Source organism: Erwinia sp. MYb375, assembly GCF_037479175.1.
GTDB classification, from domain to species: Bacteria; Pseudomonadota; Gammaproteobacteria; order Enterobacterales; family Enterobacteriaceae; genus Erwinia; species Erwinia rhapontici.
This window is the reverse complement of sequence record NZ_JBBGZS010000008.1, coordinates 1-537: the sequence shown is the minus strand read 5'-3', so window position 1 is coordinate 537 and position 537 is coordinate 1. Positions and strand designations below refer to the sequence as shown.

The 537-nt window shown below is 57.7% G+C and carries 1 protein-coding gene; it reads left to right on the top strand.

Annotated features, from left to right (window positions below):
- Nucleotides 1–15: 15 nt before the first annotated feature.
- Nucleotides 16–537 (top strand): MATE family efflux transporter (locus tag WH279_RS00050; protein ID WP_339454468.1); only part of this gene is annotated, 522 nt, incomplete at its 3' end.

Here is a 537-nt window from a genome sequence, read left to right as displayed (position 1 = left end):
CTCTGATGGATTCTGATGAAACTGCTCACCTCTGCGGATAAAAGCCTCTGGCGGCTGGCGCTGCCGATGATCCTTTCTAATATTACCGTGCCGCTGCTTGGTCTGGTCGATACGGCTGTCATCGGCCATCTCGACAGCCCGACGTATCTTGGTGGGGTGGCAATCGGCACGACCGTAACCAGCTTTCTGTTTATGCTGCTACTGTTTCTACGCATGAGCACCACCGGGCTGACCGCACAGGCATTTGGAGCCAGTGATAAATCCGCACTGGCACGTGCGTTGATGCAGCCGCTGATGCTGGCACTGCTGGCCGGGCTGCTGTTTATCCTGCTAAACACGCCTCTCACTCACTTTGCGCTGGGCCTGACCGGTGGCAGCGACGACGTTCTGCACCAGGCGGCACTGTTTATGCAAGTGCGCTGGCTTAGTGCTCCGGCAACGTTGGCCAATCTCGTGCTACTTGGCTGGCTGCTTGGGGTGCAGTATGCGCGTGCCCCAGTGATCCTGCTGGTGGTGGGTAATCTGGTCAATATCCTG